The 17,328-nt window shown below is 72.4% G+C and carries 19 protein-coding genes; 6 read left to right on the top strand and 13 right to left on the bottom strand.

Going from position 1 to position 17,328, the window contains the following annotated elements; all coding sequences use genetic code 11:
• The 3 genes from J3P31_RS15650 to J3P31_RS15640 form a co-directional block, all read right to left on the bottom strand.
• Positions 1-729 carry a lysophospholipid acyltransferase family protein gene (locus J3P31_RS15650; protein WP_210529419.1) on the bottom strand — a complete coding sequence of 243 codons (729 nt, stop codon included), beginning with the start codon at positions 727-729 and terminating at the stop codon, positions 1-3.
• Positions 726-1,622 (bottom strand): cell division protein FtsX, encoded by an 897-nt coding sequence (locus tag J3P31_RS15645; protein WP_438270305.1) that lies wholly within the window; start codon positions 1,620-1,622, stop codon positions 726-728. The genes J3P31_RS15650 and J3P31_RS15645 overlap by 4 nt, the downstream gene beginning before the upstream one ends.
• 74 nt (positions 1,623-1,696) lie before the next feature.
• On the bottom strand, positions 1,697-2,371 hold the full coding sequence (locus J3P31_RS15640; RefSeq protein ID WP_368373091.1) for a cell division ATP-binding protein FtsE: 675 nt from the start codon (positions 2,369-2,371) through the stop codon (positions 1,697-1,699).
• Positions 2,372-2,514: 143 nt separating this feature from the next.
• On the opposite strand from J3P31_RS15640, the gene J3P31_RS15635 reads away from it, so the two are divergent.
• Positions 2,515-3,303, top strand: a complete 789-nt coding sequence (locus J3P31_RS15635) for a zinc-ribbon domain-containing protein (RefSeq protein ID WP_210529418.1) — start codon at positions 2,515-2,517, stop codon at positions 3,301-3,303.
• A gap of 16 nt (positions 3,304-3,319) precedes the next feature.
• Here the strand turns inward: J3P31_RS15635 and J3P31_RS15630 are convergent, their stop codons facing one another.
• The 4 genes from J3P31_RS15630 to argH form a co-directional block, all read right to left on the bottom strand.
• Complete coding sequence (locus J3P31_RS15630; RefSeq protein WP_210529417.1) at positions 3,320-5,983, bottom strand: TIGR02302 family protein; 2,664 nt, start codon at positions 5,981-5,983, stop codon at positions 3,320-3,322.
• Positions 5,974-7,239 carry a diaminopimelate decarboxylase gene (gene lysA, locus J3P31_RS15625; protein ID WP_210529416.1) on the bottom strand — a complete coding sequence of 422 codons (1,266 nt, stop codon included), beginning with the start codon at positions 7,237-7,239 and terminating at the stop codon, positions 5,974-5,976. The genes J3P31_RS15630 and lysA overlap by 10 nt, the downstream gene beginning before the upstream one ends.
• Before the next feature lie 79 nt (positions 7,240-7,318).
• Positions 7,319-7,498: a hypothetical protein gene (locus J3P31_RS15620; RefSeq protein ID WP_210529415.1), complete on the bottom strand. Its 180-nt coding sequence runs from the start codon at positions 7,496-7,498 to the stop codon at positions 7,319-7,321.
• Positions 7,495-8,886, bottom strand: a complete 1,392-nt coding sequence (argH, locus tag J3P31_RS15615; RefSeq protein ID WP_210529414.1) for an argininosuccinate lyase — start codon at positions 8,884-8,886, stop codon at positions 7,495-7,497. Before argH ends, J3P31_RS15620 begins: the two co-directional genes overlap by 4 nt.
• Positions 8,887-8,905: 19 nt before the next feature.
• Between argH and J3P31_RS15610 the strand changes: the two genes are divergently transcribed.
• The gene (locus J3P31_RS15610; protein ID WP_210529413.1) at positions 8,906-9,457 is read left to right on the top strand and encodes a TlpA disulfide reductase family protein; all 552 of its coding nucleotides are present in this window, start codon (positions 8,906-8,908) and stop codon (positions 9,455-9,457) included.
• A gap of 38 nt (positions 9,458-9,495) precedes the next feature.
• Here the strand turns inward: J3P31_RS15610 and J3P31_RS15605 are convergent, their stop codons facing one another.
• Positions 9,496-10,065, bottom strand: a complete 570-nt coding sequence (locus J3P31_RS15605; RefSeq protein ID WP_246849556.1) for a YqgE/AlgH family protein — start codon at positions 10,063-10,065, stop codon at positions 9,496-9,498.
• 158 nt (positions 10,066-10,223) lie between these two features.
• On the opposite strand from J3P31_RS15605, the gene J3P31_RS15600 reads away from it, so the two are divergent.
• Positions 10,224-11,024 carry a protein-disulfide reductase DsbD domain-containing protein gene (locus J3P31_RS15600; protein WP_210529412.1) on the top strand — a complete coding sequence of 267 codons (801 nt, stop codon included), beginning with the start codon at positions 10,224-10,226 and terminating at the stop codon, positions 11,022-11,024.
• A 3-nt stretch (positions 11,025-11,027) separates the two neighbouring features.
• On the opposite strand, the gene moaB is transcribed toward J3P31_RS15600, so the two are convergent.
• Entirely contained in the window at positions 11,028-11,567 is a 540-nt protein-coding gene (gene moaB / locus J3P31_RS15595; RefSeq protein WP_210529411.1) for a molybdenum cofactor biosynthesis protein B, read from the bottom strand.
• Positions 11,568-11,576: 9 nt separating this feature from the next.
• Positions 11,577-12,362 carry a uracil-DNA glycosylase gene (locus J3P31_RS15590; protein ID WP_210529410.1) on the bottom strand — a complete coding sequence of 262 codons (786 nt, stop codon included), beginning with the start codon at positions 12,360-12,362 and terminating at the stop codon, positions 11,577-11,579.
• Between the two features lie 122 nt (positions 12,363-12,484).
• On the opposite strand from J3P31_RS15590, the gene dgcA reads away from it, so the two are divergent.
• Both dgcA and J3P31_RS15580 read left to right on the top strand, forming a co-directional pair.
• Complete coding sequence (dgcA, locus tag J3P31_RS15585) at positions 12,485-13,450, top strand: N-acetyl-D-Glu racemase DgcA (RefSeq protein ID WP_210529409.1); 966 nt, start codon at positions 12,485-12,487, stop codon at positions 13,448-13,450.
• Between the two features lie 2 nt (positions 13,451-13,452).
• The gene (locus J3P31_RS15580; RefSeq protein WP_210529408.1) at positions 13,453-14,313 is read left to right on the top strand and encodes a D-amino-acid transaminase; all 861 of its coding nucleotides are present in this window, start codon (positions 13,453-13,455) and stop codon (positions 14,311-14,313) included.
• Positions 14,314-14,322: 9 nt separating this feature from the next.
• Here the strand turns inward: J3P31_RS15580 and J3P31_RS15575 are convergent, their stop codons facing one another.
• The 3 genes from J3P31_RS15575 to J3P31_RS15565 form a co-directional block, all read right to left on the bottom strand.
• Positions 14,323-14,499 carry a hypothetical protein gene (locus tag J3P31_RS15575; protein WP_210529407.1) on the bottom strand — a complete coding sequence of 59 codons (177 nt, stop codon included), beginning with the start codon at positions 14,497-14,499 and terminating at the stop codon, positions 14,323-14,325.
• Between the two features lie 174 nt (positions 14,500-14,673).
• Entirely contained in the window at positions 14,674-14,991 is a 318-nt protein-coding gene (locus tag J3P31_RS15570; RefSeq protein WP_210529406.1) for a DUF1244 domain-containing protein, read from the bottom strand.
• Entirely contained in the window at positions 14,984-15,763 is a 780-nt protein-coding gene (locus J3P31_RS15565) for an N-formylglutamate amidohydrolase (RefSeq protein ID WP_210529405.1), read from the bottom strand. The genes J3P31_RS15570 and J3P31_RS15565 overlap by 8 nt, the downstream gene beginning before the upstream one ends.
• A gap of 110 nt (positions 15,764-15,873) precedes the next feature.
• Here J3P31_RS15565 and pyk point away from each other — a divergent pair, with 110 nt between their 5' ends.
• A complete protein-coding gene (pyk, locus tag J3P31_RS15560) occupies positions 15,874-17,322 on the top strand; it encodes a pyruvate kinase (RefSeq protein ID WP_210529404.1) in 1,449 nt (482 codons plus the stop codon).
• The last annotated feature ends 6 nt before the right edge of the window (positions 17,323-17,328 follow it).

Raw genomic sequence — 17,328 nt, 5'->3', positions numbered from 1 at the left:
TCAGCCCCGGAACCCGGCCTCGGCCATCAGGCGGTCCGAGGCCGGCTCCACCGCGGCCTGGAGGCGGGCCATGAACTCGGACGAGGGCAGGCCCGGCGGGATCGGCTCCAGGAACTCGACGACGGCGCGGCCCGGACGAAGGCCGAACCCCTCGCGCGGCCAGAACAGCCCGACATTGCAGGCCACCGGCACGCAGGGCTGCCCCAGCTCGGAATAGAGCGCCGCGGTGCCCGTCTTGTAGGGCGCGGCCACGCCCGGCGCGACGCGCGTGCCCTGCGGATAGATGATGAGCTGCCCCGGATCGGCCCGCCCGGCCGAGACATCGGCCAGCATCTTGCGGATCGCCTGCCCGCGCCGGCCCCGATCCACCGGGACGCAGCCGATGCGGAGCGCGAACTGGCCCAGGATCGGCATCCAGACCAGTTCCTTCTTCATGATGAACTTGCCGCGCGGGATCGCGCCGTAGATCAGGATGATGTCGAGGAAGCTCTGGTGCTTGGCCGCGACGAGCACCTCGCCCGTGGGGGGCGTCCCCCGCACCTCGGTCTCCAGGCCCAGGACGAGGCGGGCCGCGTGGCGGACGAACCGGCACCAGGCGTGGCAGGCGGCGACGGCGCCGTTCCGGCTGGCCAGGGCCCAGGGCAGGTAGGCCAGCCCGTAGAACGGCATCGCCCCGTAGATCAGGGTCTTGAACAGGACGCCCTGCACGGGGCGGGTGGGACCGATCATGACTGAGCCCTCAGGGTGCGCAGCGCCGCGGATCGCGTGGCGGCAAAGGCGGTGACCGCGGCCAGCAGCGGGATGAAGGGCGGTACGAGCCAGCCCAAGCCCTGGAAGCCCAGCCCGGTCAGGAACCCGCCCGCCGTGTCGGCCGACGGCAGCAGAAGCACGGCGATCACCCCCGCGACCGTTCCGGCCGCCGCGCCCCAGGCCGCCCGCAGCGTGAAGCGGCGCACGAAGGCGCGCGCGATGTAGATGTCCCGCGCGCCTACCAGCCGCAGCACCCGGATCACCTGCGCGTTGGCCGCCAGCGCCGCCTGGGCCGCCAGCGTGATCATCGCCGCCGTCGAGGCCGCGATCAGCAGCAGGGCCACGATCCCCAGCGTCCGCAGCCGCCCCGCGGCCTGGATCAGCGGCGCGCGCCAGCGGGTGTGGTCGTCGAGCACGGCGCCCGGCACCTCGGCCTGGAGCCGGGCCCGCAGCCCGGCGGCGTCGAAGCCGCCGCTGTCGTCCAGGGTCAGGGCGATGAGCTGCGGGATCGGCAGCGTCTCGAGCGGCAGGTCCGGGCCAAGCCAGGGCTCGAGCAGCTGGCGGTTCTCGTCGGGGGTCAGGGCGCGGGCCTCGCTGACGCCCGGGGTTTGCTCCAGGATGCGCAGCGCCGCCTGGGTCTGGGCCTGCATCTGCCCTTCGGGCGCCGACAGGCGCAGCGTCGCCGTCCGGGCCAGCTCGGCCCCCCAGCGGTCCGCAAGCCGGTCGGTGGCCAGCGACAGGGCCACGGCAAAGACCGCCAGGAAGGCCATCGCACCGGCGGTGAACAGCGTGAGCCAGGCGGTGAACCCGGTGGGGGGCACCGCCCGGTCCGCCTGCGGGTCGCCCGCCAGGAAGGCCAGGAACCGGCGCACCTGCCAGGTCACCTGCGCCGGCGCGTGGGCGAGGAGGGCCAGGGCCTGCGCCAGGACCGGGGTGATCTGCGGCCTCACAGGTCGGCCCCCGCCTGCTGGAGGCGGCCGTCGCGCAGGCGGAGGATCCGCGCCGGGACCATCGACTTCGAGGCGCGGATGAGGTTCAGGTCGTGGGTCGCGATCAGCACCGCCTTGCCCATCCGGTTCAGCTCCACCAGCAGGGTGAGAAGGCGCTGCGACATCTCCCAGTCGAGGTTTCCCGTCGGCTCGTCGGCCAGGATCACGTCGGGCGACGTGATGACCGCGCGGGCGAGGGCGGCCCGCTGCCGCTCGCCGCCGGACAGCTCGGGCGGGCGCTGGACGGCCTGCCGGCTGAGCCCGACCCAGGCGAGGAGCTCGCGGAGGTTGCCCTCGCCCTCGGCCTGCCGGCCGGCCACCGTGAGCGGCAACAGTATGTTCTCGGCCACGGGAAGGTGGTCGAGGAACTGGCAGTCCTGGTGCACGACCCCGATGCGCCGCCGAGCCAGGGCCACGGCATCCCGGTCCATCGCGGACGCGTCCCGTCCCCACAGCGACACGCGCCCCTGCGTGGCGGTCAGCTCGGCGTAGCAGAGCTTCAGCAGCGTCGTCTTGCCGGCCCCCGAAGGCCCTGTCAGGAAATGGAACGCCCCGGGCGCGAGCGACATCGACAGGCCCGAGAACAGCGTCCGCCCGTCGTATCCGTACCCCACGCCGTCAAACTCGATCACCGGGCGCCCCCTGCCGGGGCCCGTCCACGCCCCGCGGGCCCTTCTGCCGCAGCTTGCCGGGGGTTTCAATGCACGCTCCCGCGCGCCTTGGCGCGGCCGGGCGGTCCCGCTAGTCTGGTGGGCGTCACCTGAGGAACCCCACCATGCGGATCACCTGTCCCAATTGCGGCGCGGAATACGAGGTGCCGGCGGACGCGATCCCCGCGGTGGGCCGCGACGTCCTCTGCTCCGCCTGCGGCCACACCTGGTTCCAGCGGCCGGACACGGCCGCCGCCGACCCCGACCCGCTCGATCTCGTGCCGCAGGTCGAGGACGACGACGAGGAGGCGGACGACCTGGCCGAGCTCGAGGCCACGCCGCTGCCCCAGCCCGGGGGGCTGCCGCATTCCAGCGTGAGCTCGGACGTCGCCCAGATCCTCCGCGCCGAGGCGGCCGCCGAAGCCAAGGCCCGGGCCGAGGAGGCCGCGCGCCAGGCAATCCCCGTTCCCGATCCGACCGCGGCCCTTCAGGCGCCCCCTCCGGTCCCGCCCTCGCTCCCGGTGTCGCAGGCGGCGTCGCCCGCGGATCCGGGGCCACCCCGTCCGACCCTCATCCGGGAGGTGCCGGCCCGGCCGCTCCGCCGCAGCGAATCCGAGGTCGACCCGGATAAGATCAACTTCACCCTGCGGTCGACGCTCGATCGGCCCGACGCCCGTGGCGGCGCAGGCCCGGCGCGTCGGTCGGGCTTTGCCGCGGGCTTCGCCGTGAGCCTCCTGGCGCTGGCGATCCTGGCCGGCGTCTATGCGGCGGCGCCCGGCCTTTCCGCGGCGATGCCGGCGATGGCCCAGGCGCTTGGGTCCTATGTCGCCGCGGTGGATCGCGGACGCGACTGGCTGGACCGGCAGGCCGGACGCGCGATGCCGTCCCGCGCGGCGGAATCCCCCGCCCCCTGAGGGGCACGGGCCCGCGTCAGAACCGTTCCAGCAGGCGCTTGAGGTAGTCGAGCTCGACCTTCGGGCGCTCCTGCTCGGCGGCGCGGCGGCGGATCTCGGCCAGAAGCTCCTCGGCGCGGCGATACACGTCCTCGCCGTCGGTCATCTGGTCGTCCGTTCCATAGTCGCCCCCCTCGCCGAGCTGGCGGCCCAGGGGATCGCGGCGGCCCGGCACCGGGCGGCCGCCCTGCTCCTCGCCCTGGCCGGCCAGCTGGTTCGGGTCCTGGTCGGTCCGGCCATTCTCGGCCAGTGCCTGTCCAAGGTTCCGCATCCCCTCGCGCAGCGCGTCCATCGCCTCGGCCTGCTGGTCGAGCGCCTCGCCCAGGTCGCCGTCGCGCAGCGCGTCCTCGGCCCCGTCCATGGCGCCCTCGGCCCGCTCCAGCGCCCGCCGGGCCGCCTCGGCGGCGTCGCCGGTCAGGCCCGGGAGGTTGCCGCGCTGGCGGCCGATCTCGTCGCGCAGGGCCTGCTGCCGATCGGCCAGGCTCTGGCCATCGCTGCCCTGGCCCTGGCCCTGTTGGGACTCCTGGCCCGGCTGGCCTTGCCCGCCCTGGCCTTGGCCCGGCTGCTGGCCCTGCCGACCTTGCTGGCCTTGTTGGCCCTGCTGCCCCTGCTGCCCCTGTTCCTCCTGCTGGCCTTGCTGGCCCTGGTTGAACTGGTCCTGAAGGTCGCGGAACGCCTCGTCGGACAGGTCCTGCTGGTCGCGCAGCGACTCCTGGAGATCCTGCATCGACTGCTGCCCCGGCGAACGCGGTCCGTTGCCCTGCCCCTCGCCCTGCGTGACCTGGAGGTTCTGCATGAGCTGGTTGAGCTGCTCCATGAGCTGCTGGGCCTCGGCCATGCGGCCCTGCTCCATCAGCTCCTGGATGCGGTCCATGAGCGCCTGGATCTGGTCCTGCGTGACCTCCTGGTTCTGGTTCTCCGAGGTCTGGGGCTCGTCCGTGCCCTGACCCTCCTGCGGCTGCGCGTTCTGCGCCAGCATGTCGAGGTAGTCCTGCGTCGCCTCGCGCAGCTCCTGCATCAGCTCGGCGATCTCCTCCTGCGAGGCGCCGTTGCGCATGGCCTCGGCCAGCCGCTCCTGCGCCCGCTCCAGCCGCTCGCGCGCGTCGCGGAGCGTGCCGTCCTCGAGCTGCACCGCCAGGTCCCAGAGCGCCTTGGCGACCTCGTCCTGGTCCTCGGCGGTCATGGTCCCGGCATCGGCCAGCGCATCGAGCCGGCGGATCGTGTAGCTCAGGCGCAGGTAGATGGCGCGGTCCGGAAACAGCGCCTCGGGATGGTTGGCGATGGCGCGGAGAAGCTGGACCACCCGGCGCGCGTTGTCCCTGGACCACAGCAGGTCGCGCCGCTGCTCGATGACGGCGCGGGCCACCGGCTGGAAGAAGCGCCGGCCCGGCAGGGTCATCGCCTGCGGCTCGGTGCTGGCCTGCTGGCCCGCGGCGTCGGTGACGGTCATGGTCAGGGTCACGGGCAGGTTGGCGAAGGGATGCTCGGACAGGTTCTCGACCAGCCGTTCCTCGAAGTCGGCGCGGTCGCCGGCAAAGGGCATCGGCAGGTCCAGCACCAGCGGCTCGCGCGGGTCGGGATCGGTGGCAAGCCCGTGCCGCCGCTCGACCGAGGCGAGGTCCACGGTCACCGTCGCCGTGCCTGCGGTCACGCCGTAGTCGTCCGCCGCATGGAAGGGCTGGGCCATCTCGCCCATGGCGTCGGCCTCCACGGGGCCGGACAGCTCGACCGTGGGGAGGGCATCGGGCAGCAGCCGGACATCCCACTCCGCCCCGCCGTTGCCCTCGATCTGGAGGCGGCCCGGCTGGACCACCTCGAAGGCATGCTCGGCGGCGGTGGCGCTTTCCACCTCGCCCGTGCGCCCCGAGACCGTCTCGTTGAGGGCCAGGGCCCCGACCTCGCCGTAAAGGCGGATGGTCACGCGGCTCCCCTTGGGCACCTCGAGCGGGCCGGGCGGCAGGTCCGCCAGATAAAGCTGCGGCTTGCCGGTGTAGGCCGGCGGGGCGATCCAGCCCTCCCAGACGGGGCCCTGCGCCAGGTCCTGCCCGACGCCGCCGGTTCCCAGGCCCGGCACCTCGGTCGCGCGCCAGGCCGACCCGAAGAGAAGCCCCGCCGCCAGCAGGATCGCCGCGACGTAGCGCAGCCCATAGGGGTCGCGCGCGGCCAGCCTGAGATCGGGCGAGGGCGCCCTGGCGTCGCGCGCCCGCCGGGCCATCCGGGCCAGATGCGCCTCCCAGACCGCGCGGGAGGCGGGGTCGTCGGCGCCCACCGCCTGCGCGTCGCGCAGGGCCGACAGCGGACGCCCCGGCATGGTCGCATCGAGCCGTTCCACCGCCTCGGCCCGCGAGGGCACCCGGAACTTCCAGAGCCCCCAGGCCAGGGCCGCGCCCGCGCCCAGCGCCAGGACCACCGATGCGCCCCAGACCACCTCGAGAGGGAGTTCGTCCTGCCAGCCGGTGGTGAGCAGCGCCGCGACCAGCGCCAGCACGGTCCACAGCGGCCAGAAGGCCCGCGCCAGCCGCTCGGCCGTGAGCCCGAAGCGGGCCAGCCGCACGGGCCGCCGGAGATGCGGCGGCAGGTCCGGGGCGGAACCCCGGTCAGGTCGAGTGCTCGGTGGGCCTGCCTGGGGCGTCACAGCCATGCGGGAATGCTATCCTTGCCGATCATCTCTTCATAGCTGGGCCGCGGGCGGATAACCGCGAATTGATCGTTCTGGACCAGCACCTCGGGCACGAGGGGCCGCGAGTTGTATTCGCTCGACATCACGGCGCCGTAGGCCCCGGCCGACCGGAAGGCCACGAGGTCGCCCTCCTTCAGGCCGGGCAGGTCCCGCCCGCGCGCAAAGGTGTCGCCGGTCTCGCAGACGGGGCCCACCACGTCGAAGCGGTGCCCGTCCACGCCCGGGGCCGGGTCGCGCACCGGGACGATGTCGTGGTGCGCGTCGTACATGGCTGGCCGCACGAGGTCGTTCATCGCCGCATCCACGATCAGGAAGTCGCGTCCTTCGCCTTCCTTCACATAGACCACGCGGGACAGAAGAACACCGGCGTTCCCGGCGATCAGCCGCCCGGGCTCGATCTCGATCTCGCAGCCCAGGTGGCCCAGGGTCCGCCGGATCACCTCGCCGTAGTCCGAGGGCAGGGGCGGCACCTCGTTCGACCGGGTGTAGGGGATGCCCAGCCCGCCGCCCAGGTCCAGCCGCTCGATGGCGTGCCCGTCCGCCCGCAGAACGGCGGTCAGGTCCGCGACCTTGCGGTAGGCCGCCTCGAACGGCGCGAGGTCGGTGAGCTGCGAGCCGATGTGGACGTCGATGCCGACCACGCGCAGGCCGGGCAGGGAGGCGGCCTCCCGGTAGGCCTCGCGGGCCTTGGCTAGCGGGATGCCGAACTTGTTCTCGCTCTTGCCGGTGGCGATCTTGGCATGGGTCCGGGCGTCCACGTCGGGGTTCACCCGGATCGTGACCGGCGCGACGACGCCCAGCGCGGTCGCGACCTCGCTCAGGGCCCGCATCTCGGGCTCGGATTCCAGGTTGAACTGCCGGATGCCGCCGATCAGCGCCGTCCGCATCTCGCCCCGCGTCTTGCCCACGCCCGAGAACACGATCCGCTCGCCCGGCACGCCCGCCGCCCGGGCGCGGCGGTACTCGCCCTCGGAGACCACGTCCATGCCCGCCCCTTCCTCGCCCAGAAGCTTGAGGACGGCGACGTTGGACAGCGCCTTCACCGCAAAGCACACGAGGTGCGGCATCCCCGCCAGGGCCTCGTCGAAGAGCCTGAGGTGCCGCAGCAGCGTGGCCGAGGAATAGACATAGACCGGCGTGCCCACGGCCGCCGCGATCTCGGACAGCGGCACGTCCTCGGCCCAGAGCTCTCCGTCGCGGCTGATGAAATGATCCATGGGGCGTCTCCTTTGGGGCGCCCTCTTAGACCGGACGAGGCCCCGGCGAAAGCGCCGCGAGGCCCCGGTCGCAGGGTCGTCAGAGGCCGATCCCGACCGACACCGTCCCGTTCGAAAGCCCGACGCCGCCCCCGGCCGACACGCCGCCCGTGCCGATGCCGACGCCCACCCCCGCGCTGGGCCGGGCGGGCGGCCCGTCGGCTCCGCAGGCGGTCAGGGCCAGCAGGGTCATCAAGGCCAGGAAGACCGCGAGTTTCATCCCAGAAGCTCCGTCCAGCGGGCGATCTGCTCCCTCACCCGGACGGGCGAGGTGCCACCATAGGAGATGCGGCTGCGGACAGAGTTGTCCACGCCCAGAACGGCGAAGACATCCTCGGTGATGCCGCCGTGGATCTCCTGCATCTCCGGCAGGGACAGATCGGGCAGATCGCCGCCCTTCGCTTCGGCCTTGGCGACCAGCGCGCCGGTGACGTGATGCGCCTCGCGGAAGGGCATTCCCTTGGCGCGCACCAGCCAGTCGGCGAGGTCCGTCGCCGTGGCGAAGCCCGCGCCCGCCGCCGCGCGCATCCGCTCGGGGCTGGCCTGCAGGTCCTCCATCATGCCGGTGGTCGCGGCCAGCGCCAGCATCAGCGAATCCGCCGCGTCGAAGACCTGCTCCTTGTCCTCCTGCATGTCCTTGGAATAGGCCAGCGGCAGCCCCTTCATGATCGTCAGCAGCGCCACCGAGGCCCCGAAGACGCGCCCCGTCTTGGCGCGCACCAGCTCCGCGGCATCCGGGTTGCGCTTCTGCGGCATGATCGAGGACCCGGTCGAGAAGCGGTCCGACAGCCGGACGAAGCGGAACTGCGCCGTGGACCAGATCACCAGCTCCTCGGCGAGGCGGCTCAGGTGCATGGCGCAGATGCTGGCCGCGCCCAGGAACTCGAGCGCGAAGTCGCGGTCCGACACCGCGTCCAGGCTGTTCGCCATGGGCCGGTCGAAGCCCAACTCCCGCGCGGTCATCGCGCGGTCGATGGGGAAGGACGTCCCCGCGAGCGCCGCCGCGCCCAGCGGGCTTTCGTTCATCCGCCGGCGCGCGTCGGCAAAGCGGCCCCGGTCGCGGTTCAGCATCTCCACATAGGCCATCATGTGGTGGCCCCAGGTCACCGGCTGGGCGGATTGCAGGTGCGTGAAGCCCGGCATCACCCAGTCCGCGCCCGCCTCCGCCTGTCCCAGCAGCGCGCGCTGGAGCGCCGCCAGCGCCCCGTCCGCCGCGTCGCACTGGTCGCGGACCCAGAGCCGGAAGTCCACCGCCACCTGGTCGTTCCGGCTCCGCGCCGTGTGGAGCCGCTTGGCGGGCTCGCCGATCAGCTCGCCCAGGCGGGACTCCACGTTCATGTGGATGTCCTCCAGCGCGGTCGAGAACTGGAACCGTCCCGCCTCGATCTCTGACAGAACGGTGAGGAGCCCTTCCCGGATCGCCTGCGCGTCACTATCAGTCAGGATGCCCACCGCAGCGAGCATCGCCGCATGGGCCCGCGAGCCCGCGATGTCCTGGGCGGCGAGCCGCTGGTCGAAGCCGATGGAGGCGTTGATCGCCTCCATGATGGCGTCCGGTCCGGAGGCGAAGCGCCCGCCCCACATCGCGTTTGCGGTTTTCTCGGCCATGCGTCCTCTGGAGGTATCCATGCGTAAGCTTGTCGCGGTTCTCTACACGGGGGCGCTGCTCGCCGCAAACGCCGCGCCGGCCCAGGACCTCGCCGCCCTGCAGGACGGGGACATGCGCAAGCTCGCCCTCCTCGAGGTGCCGGCCGAGGTGTCCTCCGCGCCCTTCGAAGGGGATGGCGGGGCCGAGATGACGCTCCAGGACCTCAAGGGAGAGGTCGTGGTGGTGAACTTCTGGGCCACCTGGTGCGCCCCCTGCCGCGAGGAGATGCCGACCCTGGCCAAGCTGCAGGAGGAGCTGGGCGACGAAGGCGTGCGCGTGGCCACCATCGCGACCGGGCGCAACGACCCCCTGGAGCAGCAGACGTTCATGGAGGAGGCGGGCGCCGCGAACCTGCCGCTCTGGCGCGACCCGAACCAGAGCCTCGCCCGCGAGATGGGCGTCCTGGGCCTGCCCATCACCGTGATCCTCGACCGCGAGGGGCAGGAGATCGCCCGCCTCCAGGGCGAGGCCGACTGGTCGAGCGAAAGCGCGCTGGCGATCCTGCGGGCCATCGTCGCGCAGGGGGCCTAGCCTCCTGCCGCGGGATGCCCGGGGGGGCCGGATGCGCCTCAGGCGTGCCCGGCGCTGGACGACAGTCCCTGCGGGTCCACGCCGATGGCCTTGAGCGCGGCGTTCCACTTGTGCTCGTTGGCGCGGCCGAACAGGATCTCGCTCCGCGCGGGGCCGGTCAGCCAGGCGTTCTGCGCGATCTCCTGCTCCAGTTGCCCCGGACCCCAGCCCGCATAGCCCAGCGCCAGCATGGACGACTTGGGCCCGTCCCCCGCCGCGATCTTGCGGAGGATGTCGAGCGTGGCGGTCATGGACACCTCGTCGTCGATCCGCATCGTGCCGCCTTCGGATTCGTAGTCCGAGGAATGCAGCACGAAGCCGCGCCCGCCCTCGACCGGGCCGCCGAAATGCACGCGGGTGTCGCGGACGCCCTTCTCGGGCCGGGGGATGCCCAGCTGCTCCAGCAGGTCGGCAAAGCGCAGCTCGGTCACCGGCTTGTTGACGATGATGCCCATGGCCCCGTCCTCGCCGTGCGCGCAAAGGTAGACGACGCTCCGCTCGAAGCGGGGGTCGCCCATGGCGGGCATGGCGATCAGGAGCTTCCCGGCCAGGAAATTGGATGTGTCCATGGGATCCATGATGGGGCGCGGGGGAGGGGGGATCAAGGGCGGCGCCGATCACGGACCTGTCGCGGACCGGGCACGCCCGCGCGATGGACCCGGGCCCGGGGCCCGCGTTCGCGCGAAGGTGACTTTGTTCCGGCGCGCCCGTCGGTGATGACAGGGTCATGCGCCTTTCCCTGATCCTTCCCGCCCTGGCCCTCCTGTCCGCCTCCCCCGCCCTGGCGGAGGAGCTCCCCGCCGATCTCGTGCAGCTCCAGGTGCTGCCGGGCTGGCGCACCGAGTCGGGGCACCACATGGCCGCGCTGCGCCTCACCCTCGCGCCCGGCTGGAAGACCTACTGGCGCGCGCCCGGCGCGGCGGGGCTCGCCCCGATCCTCGACTTCGGCCAGTCCACCGGGATCGCCGCCGCCGAGCCACGCTGGCCCATTCCCGAGGTGTTCCATTTCAACGGAATGCGGTCCATCGGCTACCACGACTCCGTGACCATCCCCATCGACCTCGCGCTCGATCCCGCCAAGGGGCCGGTCCACCTCGCCGGAGAGATCGAGATCGGCGTCTGCGACGAGATCTGCGTCCCCGTCCGCCTCAGCTTCGCCGCCGACCTGCCCGACGGCGGACGGCGCGACCCGGCCATCGCGGCGGCTCTCGTGGACCAGCCGCTGACCTCCGAGGAGGCGGGCGCGCAGGCCACCTGCGCCGTCGCGCCCGAAAGTGACGGCCTGGGGCTCACGGTGCATCTGGCCCTGCCGCCGCTCGGCCCCGACGAGGCCGTGGTCATCGAATCGAGCGATCCCGGGCTCTGGGTCTCCGAAGCCGCCGCCGAACGGCAGGGCGGGACCCTCGTGGCCACCGCCGAGGCGCTGGCGCGCAATGGCGGGCCGCTCGCCATCGACCGGTCCGCCCTGCGGATCACCGTCCTGGGCGACGGGCAGGCGGTGGACATCCGGGGCTGCCAGGCGGGCTAGGGCTCAGCCGGGGCGGCCCTCGCCCAGCCGGGGCATGATCTCCACGAAGTTGCAGGGCATGTGCCGGCTGTCGAGCTGGAGCTTCAGGATGCGGTCCCAGGCGTCGCGGCAGGCGCCCGGGCTGCCGGGCAGCGCGAACAGGTAGGTCCCGTTCGCCACGCCCCCGGTGGCGCGGCTTTGCACCGCGCTGGTGCCGATGGTCTCGTAGCTGACCAGCGCGAAGATCGTCCCGAAGGCCTCGATCTCCTTCTCGTAGACATCCCGGTGGGCCTCGACGGTCACGTCCCGCCCGGTGAGCCCGGTGCCCCCCGTCGAGATCACCACGTCGATGTCCGGGTCCTCGATCCAGTGGCGCAGCTGCCCCGCGATCTGCCCCCGCTCGTCGGGCAGGATCGCGCGGGCGGCCAGGACGTGCCCGGCCCCGGCGATCCGCTCGGCCAGGGTGTCGCCGGACCGATCGGTGCCGGGCGTCCGGGTGTCCGACACGGTGAGCAGGGCGATCCGCACGGGGTGGAAGGGACGTGATTCGTCGATGCGGGACATCCGGGATCCTTAGGGCAGGGCGCGCAGCCGCGCATGAAGCGACAGGAGGTCCGCCCAGGCCTCGCGCTTGGCGGGCGGGTTCCGCAGGAGATAACTCGGGTGGAAGGACGGCAGCGCCGGACGGCCCACGGCCTCGGTCCACTGGCCCCGGATCTGCGTGATCCCGCCCCGGTTCAGCAGCGCGATCGCGGGCGAATTGCCCATGATCAGCACGACCCTGGGCGCGGCCAGTTCGATGTGCCGTTGCAGGAAGGGCCGCCAGCGGTCGATCTCGGGCGTTTCGGGGCGTCGGTTTCCCGGCGGGCGCCAGGGCAGCACGTTCGAGATGTAGACGGCGCGGGCCGGATCCGGGTCCGTCCGGTCCCGCCCGATGGCCGCGAGCATCTTGTCGAGAAGCTGCCCCGCCGCGCCCACGAAGGGCTTGCCCTGGATGTCCTCGTCCCGCCCCGGCGCCTCGCCCACGACCATCAGCGGCGCCCCCGCCGTGCCATCCGCGAAGACGAAGCTCCGCGCCCCGGGCCTGAGCTCGCAGTCGAACCCCTCCATCGCGGCGGCCAGGGCGGCCAGGTCCCGCGCCTCGCGCGCCAGCGCCCGCGCGGTCGCCACCGGGTCGGCCGGGCCGGTCGCCACGGCCGGCGCGGACATCGGCGGGGCGGCGGGCGCCGCGGGGGCCGGGGCCGGCGCGCGGGCCGCCAGGTCGTAGCGGTTGACCGGGTCCTCCCCGATCGCCTCGTCGGCGCCGAGCTCCAGAAGCCAGTCGAGCGCGGCGCGCGCATGGAGGAGGGCGGGGTCCATGGACCCAATCTAGCCGACCGCGCGCCGGAAGGGCAGGGGGCCGGTCGCGATCCCGAGCCGCCCGGCTGGTCCGCGCGTCCTGCGCCGGATAACAGGGACCAGCCATCCGAGGAGCCGGTCCCATGTCCTTCGCCGCCGCCATCGAGAGCTTCCGCCTCGCCCAGGCCTTCACCATCAGCCGGGGCTCCAAGACCGAGGCGCGGGTGGTCACGGCCACCGTGGCCCGCGACGGCGCGACGGGCCGGGGCGAATGCGTCCCCTACGCCCGCTACGGCGAAACGGTGGAGGGCGTGGCCCAGGCCATCGCCGCGCTGCCCCCGGACGCGAGCCTTGCCACCCTCTCCGATCTCCTGCCGCCCGGCGCCGCCCGCAACGCCGCCGACTGCGCGCTCTGGGACCTCGCGGCCAAGCAGGCGGGCGTGCGGGTCTGGGACCTTTGGGGCCTGCCCGCGCCGCAGCCGGTCGTCACCGCCTTCACCCTGTCCCTCGACGCCCCCGAGGCCATGGAGGCGCAGGCCCGCCTCCATGCCCACCGGCCCCTCCTCAAGATCAAGCTCGGCACCGAATCCGACATGCCGCGCCTCGAGGCCGTGCGTCGCGGCGCGCCCCGCTCCCGCCTGATCGTGGACGCCAACGAAGGCTGGACGCCCGAGCTTTACGCGGCCCTCGCGCCCCATCTCCTCCGCCTCGGCGTCGAACTGGTGGAACAGCCCCTCCCCGCCGGGCAGGACGAGGCGCTGGCCCACATGGCCCGCCCCCTGCCGGTCTGCGCCGACGAAAGCTGCCACGACCGCGCCTCGCTCCCCGCGCTGCGCGGCCGCTACGACGCCGTCAACATCAAGCTCGACAAGACCGGCGGCCTGACCGAGGCGATGGCCCTGCGGGAGGCGGCGCAGGCCATGGGCTTCCGCCTGATGGTCGGCTGCATGGTGGGCACCTCGCTCGCCATGGCGCCCGCCGTGCTGGTGGCGCAGGGCTGCGACGTGGCCGACCTTGACGGGCCGCTGCTTCTCGCTCAGGACCGCCCCCGTCCGCTCGACTATTCCGAGGCGGGGGTCCATCCGCCGTCGGCGGAACTCTGGGGGTGAGCATGAGCCGCATCGTCTACGTCAATGGCCAATACCTGCCCGAGGGGGAGGCCAAGGTGTCCGTCTTCGACCGCGGCTTCCTGATGGCCGACGCCGTCTACGAGGTGACCTCGGTCCTCGGCGGCAAGCTCGTGGACTTCGACGGCCACACCGCGCGCCTGCGCCGCTCGCTGTCCGAACTGGACATGCCCTCGCCCGCCACCGACGAGGAGCTGCTCGCCATCCACCGCGAGCTGGTCGCCCGCAACGACCTCTCCGACGGGATGATCTACCTCCAGGTCACGCGCGGCGCGCCCGCCGACCGCGATTTCGTCTACCCCGACGCCTCGGTGCCGCCGACGCTGGTGCTCTTCACCCAGTCCAAGCCCGGCCTCGCCGACAGCCCCCTGGCCCGGACCGGCATGACCGTCGTGTCCATCCCCGACCAGCGCTGGGCGCGGCGGGACATCAAGACGGTTCAGCTCCTTTATCCGTCCATGGGCAAGATGATGGCCAAGGCGCAGGGCGCCGACGACGCCTGGATGATCGAGGACGGCGTCATCACCGAAGGCACCTCGAACAACGCCTACATCGTCAAGGGCGACACCATCGTCACCCGCGACCTCGGGCCGCAGATCCTGTCGGGCATCACCCGCGCCGCCGTCCTCCGCTTCGCCCGCGAGGCGCAGATGAAGGTGGAGGAGCGTCCCTTCACCCTCGACGAGGCGCTGGCCGCCGACGAGGCCTTCATCACCTCGGCCACGACCTTCGTCATGCCGGTGGTGCGGATCGACGGACGGGACATCGGACGCGGCAAGCCCGGCGCCATCGCCGCGCGCCTGCGCGAGATCTACATCGAGGAAAGCCGCAAGTCGGCGATCTGAGGCCGGGCGTCAGCGGGGCGCGGCGTAGCGCGCCCTCACCTCCCGCTCCTCCTCCGGGTCGAGCGGCCAGACGGCGAACAGTTCCTCCAGGGCCCCATCGAGATCGGGGTGGCCCCCGTCCGTCGATGCGACGGCGCGACGCTTCTGCACCGAGGTGAAGCTCGCAACGAAGGAGGTAAGGAACATGTCGTCTCCGAAACCAAGAACAGTCCACACGCCCTGCGCGCCGACCTGCGACTCAACGCGAAGGTTAAGGAATAGTTTCCTGTCGTTTCCGCCGCGGCACCTATCTTTTTCGCAGTTCGGCGGGTTTTCGCCGACACACCTGTGCGTTTCAGCGGACTGCTCAACCTTGATTTGTCAGTCTTTTCGGGGCTTCACGTTCTCCGCGAAGGCGACCTGGAACGCCGCCGTCTTGGCCTCGTCCGCCTCGGTCTGATGGGCGGCGACCCAGTCCGGATAGGGCATTCCGTAGAACAGTTCGCGCCCTTCCTCCTTGCTGAGCGCGACCCCCCGCTCGGCGGCGGCCTCCTGCATCCAGCGGCTCAGGCAGTTCCGGCAGAAGCCCGCGAGGTTCATCAGGTCGATGTTCTGCACGTCGGGCCGGGCTTCCAGCAGATGCGCCCGCAGGGCGCGGAAGGCGGCGGCCTCGATCTCGGTGCGGGTGGCGTCATCCATGGCGGGTCCTCCGGGCCTCGGAAAGGGAATCCTGCAACAGGGGCGCGAGCCGGGCGGCCCAGACCTCCTGGTCCTCGGGCGTGGCGATCAGGTCGTTCCTGACCTCGATCAGCACGTTGAGCCGCCCCGGCGCCAGCGCATGACGGTCGATCGAATCGCCGGGAAGGTGGCCCGAATACGGTTCGTTGTCGCCCACGCAAAGGTCTGCCTCGGCGCCCAGGCGGGCCAGCAGCGGCAGGGCCAGCCGCCCATCCAGATGCGAATGGAGCACCGCGACCTGCCAGGGCCGGGGCGGGCGGCCCTGAAGCTGGGGCGTGAAGCTGTGGATCGCCAGCACCGCGGCATCCTCCCGCGCGCCGATCAGCGCCTCCAGGGCGGCGTGATAGGGCCGGTGGAGCCGGTCGAGCCGCGCCTCGATGTCGTCCGGGCCCAGCCGGCGGTTCGCCGGGATGATCGATCCGTCGTAAAGGCGCATGACCAGCGTCGGATCGTCCTCGCCCCGGTTGGGGTCGATCACGAGCCGCGAGAACCGGGCCAGGATCGCGGGGCTGTCCAGCCGCCGCGCCAGCGCCCGCGCAAGGCCCGCCGCCCCCACGTCGTAGGCGATGTGGCGTGCCATGTCCCAGGCCGGCAGCCCCAGGTCGCCGCCCGCCACCCAGTCCGGCACCGCATTCGAGGCATGGTCGCAGGTCACCACCCAGGGACCGGGAGCCTCGAGGTCGACGATGTCGTAGGCGGGGTCGGTGACGAACGGGTCGGCGCGCAGGGTCATGACCCACCCATAGGCCAGTTGTGGCGCGAAGGAAATCGCGCCATAAGCCCCCGCGCACGGAAGCGCTCCGTTAGCGCTAACGCACCGCCAGGACGCATCGGGAGATCGGCATGAGACGCCACCGCAACGTCAAGATCGTGGCCACCCTTGGCCCCGCTTCCTCGTCCAAGGAGATGATCCGGACTCTCCACGAGGCCGGCGCCGACGTCTTCCGCCTCAACATGAGCCATGGGGGCCATGAGGACGTGGCCGCGCGCCATCGCGCCATCCGCGAGGTCGAGGCCGAGCTGGGCTCGCCCATCGGCATCCTGGCCGACCTGCAGGGGCCCAAGCTCCGCGTCGGCGTCTTTGGCGGCGAAGGGGCCTTCGACCTCCAGGTGGGCGCGCCCTTCCGGCTCGACCTCGACGCCGCGCCGGGCGACGCGACCCGCGTGCAGCTTCCCCACAAGGAGATCTTCGAGGCGCTGGAGCCCGGCTCCTCGCTTCTCGTCAACGACGGCAAGATCCGCCTGCGCGTGCAGGAATGCGGTCCCGACTTCGCCAACTGCGTCGTCGTGGTCGGCGGCACCATCTCGAACCGCAAGGGCGTGAACGTCCCCGACGTGGTGCTGCCGCTGGCCGCGCTGTCCGAAAAGGACCGCCGCGACCTCGAATTCGTCTGCGAGCTGGGCGTGGACTGGCTCGCGCTGTCCTTCGTGCAGCGCGCCGCCGACGTGGAGGAGGCGCGCGCCCTCGCCCGCGGCCGCGCCAGCATCCTGTCCAAGATCGAGAAGCCGGCCGCCGTGAATGACTTCGACGGCATCCTCGCGGTGTCGGACGGCATCATGGTGGCGCGCGGCGACCTGGGCGTCGAACTGCCCGTCCAGAACGTCCCGCCGATCCAGAAGCGGCTCGTCCGCAAGTGCCGCGCCGCCGCCAAGCCGGTGATCGTCGCGACGCAGATGCTCGAATCCATGATCGAATCGCCCGTGCCCACCCGGGCCGAGGTGTCGGACGTCGCCACCGCCATCTACGAGGGCGCGGACGCCATCATGCTGTCCGCCGAATCGGCCGCCGGCCAGTACCCGCGCGAGGCCGTGTCCACCATGGACGCCGTCGCCCGCGAGGTCGAATCCGACCCGACCTACACGCAGATCATCGAAGCCTCGCGCACCGTGTCCCGCAAGACCGTGGCCGACGGCATCGTGGCGGCGGCGCGCGAGATCGCCGAGGCGACGGACGTCAAGGCCATCGCCTGCTTCTCCGAATCCGGGACCACCGCGCTCCTCGTGGCGCGCGAACGGCCCCGCGTGCCGATCATCGCGCTGACCTCCATCGAGAAGACGGCCCGCCGGCTGTGCCTGAGCTGGGGCATCAACTGCGTGATCGCCGACCCGGTGGACCGCTTCAAGAAGGCGGTGCTCGCCGCGATCCACGCCGCCGTGGGGCAGGGCTTCGCCGATCCGACCGACCGCATCGTGGTCACCGCGGGCGTGCCCTTCAACACGCCGGGCTCGACCAACATCCTGCGGGTCGCGCCCTGCCAGGAACGCCTCGTCTACGAAGGCGAGCCCGAGTGAGGGCTT

It is taken from the genome of Rubellimicrobium arenae, from assembly GCF_017916275.1.
GTDB classification, from domain to species: Bacteria; Pseudomonadota; Alphaproteobacteria; order Rhodobacterales; family Rhodobacteraceae; genus Rubellimicrobium; species Rubellimicrobium arenae.
Note: the sequence above shows the minus strand (reverse complement) of the source record. Positions and strands in the feature narration are given on the sequence as shown.